Below are 6,000 nucleotides of genomic sequence, written 5' to 3'. Positions count from 1 at the left end.
GCAGCTGAGACTGGCTTCACTGCCTTCCCACCACCCCCTCGGTGTGGAGCAACAAAGCATTTTGCAACATACACAAAGCAAATTTAGAAAAAGGCCAACTCAGACAAAGAAACATAAAGCAGCACAATGTGCTCCTTTGAGGAAAAATAAAGACAAAAGCTATGAAAACCCTCCAAGCGAAAGGCCCCAAAAACCATCACTCCCCCCATTGCTCCGGTGCTGTTGCTTTTTCTTGGCTAGATTTCTTCTAGTTCTTGAATGATTTTTTGCAACTTACGAGACACGATGGTACGAAACAGCAAAACAGTTGGCAAGAAGAAAAGAGCAATGCCAAAAACCCATGCAAGCGGCTCTAAGAGAAAAAATGAAATAAAACCTCTTCCACACATAATCTGGTACACAAAACCAATGACGACCAAAACAGTGACCATAAGCGCAGAGATATGAAATATTCTTCTATAATCCTGCCTTGACAAAAGGAAGGCTTTTTTCAACGCAGAAGCAATTCCTTGCTCAAATTCGGCATCTTGTTTCATTTTACTTCTCTTGTTTTGTATTGCGCTAGCGCTCTATCGCGCTCTTGCAGCACTCTTTTCAGTTCTCCTTTGGCTTTGCAATAGAGCCTCGCACGTTTGATAAACATGTAATAAAGGAGCAAAATTGGCACAATAAGGAACAAGCTCGCGAGAAGCCACAACAGCAAAGAGAAAACTGTTAATGTTATAAAACTAATGGTCATCTTTCCCCCCTATAGCATTTTGCATATCGCGTGCTTTATCGCGTTGTATAATCGCTTCTTCCAATTGTTGGATTGTTTTTCTCAATTTGCCACTCAACTTAACAAAGAACACCGCAACAATAGGGCTCAATAAAAGAGCACAGGACCATAGGATCTCTTCCAGTATTATGATAAAAACGCTTACATCATTCTTCCACCATTCCCAGTTTCCTATAGAAAGGAAAGCCTTTAAAACCATATAGAAGAAACAGAGGAAAAAGATAACTTTAAACTCTTTTGGCCAAAGCAGCATAGATTTTTTGAAAGAAAGCAGACGCACTTTTGCCTCAAACGCTGCATTCTGTTTCTGCGCTCCCTTCTTCTCACCACACAATTGCAGCAATGCATTCTTTTCTTGTATTATGCTCTTTCGCAACTCTTGAGACACTTTACAGTGCAACCTTAGCTGCTTGATAAAAAAGTAATACAGCCTGATCACAACCATAAGCATGAGAATGACAATAATAATCAGTCCTAGCATCCCGAAAATTCTCGTAAAAATAGCCACTTTTTTCACCTATCGCATTATGTGAAGAGACTGCTTTATGCTCTCTTCAAGCAAGTTTTTCCAATTTTTTTATGGTTTTTTTCACGCCCCAATTAAGGAAGACGTGAAATATCAAAAATACTGGTAAGAAGACGACAATAACTCCCCAAGCAAAAGCCCATCCTTGGAATATAAACTGGACAACTTTAGACAAAACAGGAGCCTTCACTGCCAGATCTGCCAACAGCATTACAGATCTTGGGTAAAAAGCCCCAAAAATCGCTAAACACACGAAAGGGAAAAACATGATCAAAAGAATCCAAAGGATGACTTTGGATTCTCTTCTTGACAAAGCCAAAGATTCTTTAAAAGCAACAGCATTCAGCTGTTTTCCAAACCCTGCGTTTTGTTCTCTGTTGTGTTTTTTATAACGGCCCAATTTCTGTAGAGCAGCCTTTTTGAGTTTTCGAACGGTGCAAAACAACAAGCCGGCACGCTTAAAAAAAGAATAATAAATTGCAAAGATCGTCATACTGGTAGAAACGATCACCATGAGAAATGCTGAAGAAATCATTACATTTGTAAATATTGCTAACAATATGACCGATATTAAAAAAAAAGCAGTCATTTTCCCCCCTCTTTTATTTTGCTGAATGATTGTTATCTTGCAATTTTGGCGCTTTTTCCCATTGCTGGATCATTTCTTTTAACTCACGCTTTAAGACAGCACTGAAGATAAAGAAGAGCGGAAAAAACATTAAAGCACATGCGAAGATGATGACCGGCATAAAACAGAGAAAAGCCCAAAAACCATTCCAACCAGCAGCATAACATAATTCTATAACATGGGTTTGTATAATAGCACTTTCTGCAAAAATTTGTTGTACAACAGTTGCCTGAGTCAACCTTTGAAGACTGTCCGCAAGCGCTTTAAATTGCCCCTCAGATATCACCTGAAAATATTTTATAGGATTAATAAATGCAATAAGGACAAAGAACAGCAATAAGAGAACAGCCAAACAACAGATGATGACATAATCTTTTGTCGAGAGAGCCATGGCTTTTTTAAAGAAAAAAAGCTTTGCTGCTTTATCAAACGCACCCCGTGCGGCAACAGCCTCCCCTCTCTTGAGAGACCCGTCTTGTGGTTTGTCTATAGTCACGGTTATTCCCCCCACTCCTTAAATATTTTAGCGCACATAAAGCACTGTTAAAAATTCCCTTTAACGCTTTTTTTACAATTGCGCAAGCGCTATCATACTCTTGATTACATCCTTTTCATTGTCTTTCGTCTGTGAAGAGCTCTTCTTACACCTTTTTGCCCAAAAGAAAACAGAACAAAAAACAGAGAGCAAATTGGCAGTGTCACTCAAAGACCCAAACTCCTGCACAACAAAGGTAAGAGGAAAAACGCACCATCCTTTTTGCCTCCTATTCTGCACACAGTCCTCTTGATGCCCTTTAGAAAGATTATTCTATACCAAGAATTTGCGATGCTGATATTTTGTTAGAGTGTCACAGAATTTTGCCCTTCGTGGAATGGCTCTTGCAACTTGCCCACAAAATTCGCGCCCCCAAGAGCATTGCTATAAAGAGTATAAAGAGCGCCACAATCACCCCAAAAAAGAATCGCCATAAAGAAAATATATCAATAAAACCACCGCTACGATAACGAATCCATGGTCACAGCTCCACATGGACTGGAAAAACGCTCTCTCCTCTTCTTTAAGCTTTTTTTCTTTTCTCTCTTCTTTTCTCATTGCATAGTTTGTTCCCCTCGTACTTTTTTCATAGAGCAAAACAGGCAAACCCATACTCCAAACTTCACATGCACAAATAGAGAACAAGACACCCCCAACTTGCTCTTTATAAAAAATCAAACACCAGAGAAGAAATGCGAAGCAATGCTTCACCTCCCCGACTACCCCTCTGCCATCGCTTGACAATCGCACCGCTTCCTTCTTTGTCTGGCGCTTCACTTTCTTCCTCTGTCTGGTGCGCTTTCTTTCATTGCCCCATACTTATTACAACTTCCCCACCACAAGGATAGCAAACAACAAAAGGATCAGGGGGGAAAAGAGAGCAGACAAGAATTCACCCCCGACACTCTGATAAAACCCCACTCTCAAAAACCAAGAAATTCCCACCCCAAACTATGGTTAAAAGAAAATGATGCGCAAACAAAGCCCATTATAACCATGAGAAAAAAGTTTCTTGATCATTTTTGGCCAAAAACTAAGTTTTTTATGTGAAAAAATTGCGCCCCTACCACACAGAAAATTCATCTTGCTCTTCAGTTTTTGCGATTTTTTCCAACTCTATATGGCGTTTTTTCAGCATTTTTTTGTATTGTTTATAGACTTTACCAAAGAGTCTAACACGCTTCATAAACAGGTAATAAATGAGCAAAACCGGTAGGATAACCAAAAAACCCATCATTGCCGAAGACAAAAAAGAAAGAGCCAAGAAAGCCAAAGAACTATTGGTCATCTGTCCCTCCACGCACATCCTGCAGAGAAAGAGCTTTATCTTGTTGCAGCCTTTCCTCTTCCAGTTGCTGGATCATTTTTTTCAATTTACTGGTCAATTTTAGGCAGAGCAACCCAATGATTGGTGCAAAGAACAAAAAACAGACCGAGATAAAATGAAACAGCAGCGTTATAAAAGCACGCGCATCACTTTTCCAGCCGACCAAGTTTAATGTAGAAAATGCAGCATAGAAAAGAGCAAGAATGAGAGAGAAGAAAAAGATCCTTTTACATTCTTTTGTCGAAAGCAACAGAGACTCCTTAAAAGAAAGAAAAGAGATATTTTGTTCGATCGCCTCCCCCTCATGAGAGGGATACGCTGCATTGTTTTTCAGCGTCTTGAACAGAGCAAAATACAATCTTGCCCGCTTGATAAAAAAGTAATGAAGCCCAACGATGATCATACAGAAAAGAACGGCCAGCATAACACGCCCTAGTAAACTGCAATATTTTATGAAAAAAAGCACTTTTCCCCTCTCACATTCTAAAACTGATGGCGTTCCTGTTTTAAGTGAAATTGTTCACGATCTTCACCATCTTTTTCACTCTCCAATGGAGTCTCACATGGAGCAGAAAAAAGATCGGCAAGGAAAACGCAACAAACAGAAAAATGATATAGAGGTAAACACCGTTGACCATAAAAAAAGTAAACGACCAAGCGCCACTCTTCATCAATTGTTGTATCACCACACCATTTGTTGCCACCTCTGCCATCATCACAAAAAATGAAACGATGAAGGGCATAACGAGGATAAGAAATACTACAAAAGAGAATTTGAAGATTCTTTTATAATCTTTTTTTGAAAGCATCATGGCTTCTTTAAACGCAGCCAAAGAGGCCTGCTTATCGAAGACTGGCTCTTCTTCTCCCCTCACATGACAAATCACCTCGCGTACTTCGAAGATTTCCAGTTTCTCACGCGTTTTGGAAAGCACGATTGTACGCTTAAAAAAAGAGTAATAAAATATAACAATTTCTACAATGGCAAAAAAACTCATCGTGACATAGACCGCCATCATGGAGATAATGGTCAATATTGCAGTCAAAACGCTTAAAAAAGCCACTTTTCTCTCCCTCTCATATTTTATTTGGATCACATGCATCCAGTGACTTTTCCTCTTGCTGGATCATGTCTTTTAAGGTGTCATGCAATAGGAAATGAAAGACAAAAATGATTGGCAAGAGGATTTGAAGAATTCCAAAAATCATTTGCGGGATTAGACAGAGAAAATGCCAAACGCTCTCCCACCCAGCTGTAGCCCACAATTCTCTTATATATATTTCATCCAATGCCATTTGCCCTAAGAAAAAATTTTTAAGATTTTCTAGAAACGTGCCATGAAAATTTTTCTGAATCATTGCCGTCAGCTGTTCTTCAGACAATCCATGAAAGAATTTCATAAAATTGCTATAGAGCACAATCACGACGATGAGAGAGACGCAAAAGATGAGAGCATAATCTTTCATTGAAAGAAGCAAAGCTTTTTTGAAAGAAGAAAGTTGTGATGCTTTATCACATTTTTCCTGCAAGACAACAGCGCCCTCACTCTGGAGAGACCCATATTGTGATTTTTCTATGATCATAGCTATCCCCCCAACTCCTTAACTGCCATCATTCTTTAACTATTTGACAATATTCATCAATATGAGGGCCCCATTTAAAGCTTTTTGAAGGGTTGCGCAAGCGCAATAAGCGTATCATACTCTTAACTCAACCCTCTTTTCTTCCTCTGTGAAGAGCTTTTTTTGTCCCTTTGCACAGGAAATACAGAACAAAAAACTAAGGTGCAAATGAGCAGAATGAATCAAAGCCCCACAAACCTCTACAACAAAAACCAGGAAAAATGCCTCTCCTTTGCTCCTCCTCCTATACACTGCGCTCTCAAGACCCTTTAGAAGGATTATTCTATACTAATGATGTGCTATCCTGAGATTTTTTGAGAGTATAAAAAACTTAGCAATTGCGAAGAAAAGGTTTTTGCAACTTGCCCCAACAGAATGCACCCCCCCACATCACCGTCATCTCCCCAACATCACCGTCATCTCCCCAACATCACCAGCCACATCCCCACATCACCGTCATCTCCCCAACACCACCGTCATCTCCCCAACACCACCGTCATCTCCCCAACATCACCGCCGCATCCCCACATCACCGTCATCTCCCCAACACCACCGTCATCTCCCCAACACCACCGTCATCTCC

General features: G+C 40.0%; 8 protein-coding genes. All 8 read right to left on the bottom strand.

Features of this window, described 5'->3' with window-relative positions:
• Positions 1–236 precede the first annotated feature (236 nt).
• The 8 genes from BN202_RS05155 to BN202_RS05105 all read right to left on the bottom strand — a co-directional run bounded on the left by BN202_RS05155 (position 237) and on the right by BN202_RS05105 (position 5,378).
• The gene (locus tag BN202_RS05155) at positions 237–536 is read right to left on the bottom strand and encodes a hypothetical protein (RefSeq protein ID WP_019219522.1); all 300 of its coding nucleotides are present in this window, start codon (positions 534–536) and stop codon (positions 237–239) included.
• A 192-nt stretch (positions 537–728) separates the two neighbouring features.
• On the bottom strand, positions 729–1,286 hold the full coding sequence (locus tag BN202_RS05145) for a hypothetical protein (RefSeq protein WP_051013502.1): 558 nt from the start codon (positions 1,284–1,286) through the stop codon (positions 729–731).
• Between the two features lie 46 nt (positions 1,287–1,332).
• Complete coding sequence (locus BN202_RS05140; protein WP_019219519.1) at positions 1,333–1,893, bottom strand: hypothetical protein; 561 nt, start codon at positions 1,891–1,893, stop codon at positions 1,333–1,335.
• 13 nt (positions 1,894–1,906) lie between these two features.
• Entirely contained in the window at positions 1,907–2,428 is a 522-nt protein-coding gene (locus BN202_RS05135; RefSeq protein WP_019219518.1) for a hypothetical protein, read from the bottom strand.
• Positions 2,429–2,772: 344 nt separating this feature from the next.
• Positions 2,773–2,901 carry a hypothetical protein gene (locus tag BN202_RS10450; protein WP_280109566.1) on the bottom strand — a complete coding sequence of 43 codons (129 nt, stop codon included), beginning with the start codon at positions 2,899–2,901 and terminating at the stop codon, positions 2,773–2,775.
• Positions 2,902–3,744: 843 nt separating this feature from the next.
• Positions 3,745–4,218 (bottom strand): hypothetical protein, encoded by a 474-nt coding sequence (locus BN202_RS05115; protein WP_019219514.1) that lies wholly within the window; start codon positions 4,216–4,218, stop codon positions 3,745–3,747.
• 82 nt (positions 4,219–4,300) lie between these two features.
• The gene (locus tag BN202_RS05110; protein WP_034987497.1) at positions 4,301–4,858 is read right to left on the bottom strand and encodes a hypothetical protein; all 558 of its coding nucleotides are present in this window, start codon (positions 4,856–4,858) and stop codon (positions 4,301–4,303) included.
• Between the two features lie 13 nt (positions 4,859–4,871).
• Positions 4,872–5,378: a hypothetical protein gene (locus BN202_RS05105; RefSeq protein ID WP_019219512.1), complete on the bottom strand. Its 507-nt coding sequence runs from the start codon at positions 5,376–5,378 to the stop codon at positions 4,872–4,874.
• Positions 5,379–6,000: the final 622 nt, after the last annotated feature.

It is taken from the genome of Bartonella florencae (assembly GCF_000312525.1).
Taxonomy (GTDB): domain Bacteria; phylum Pseudomonadota; class Alphaproteobacteria; order Rhizobiales; family Rhizobiaceae; genus Bartonella; species Bartonella florencae.
Note: the sequence above shows the minus strand (reverse complement) of the source record. Positions and strands in the feature narration are given on the sequence as shown.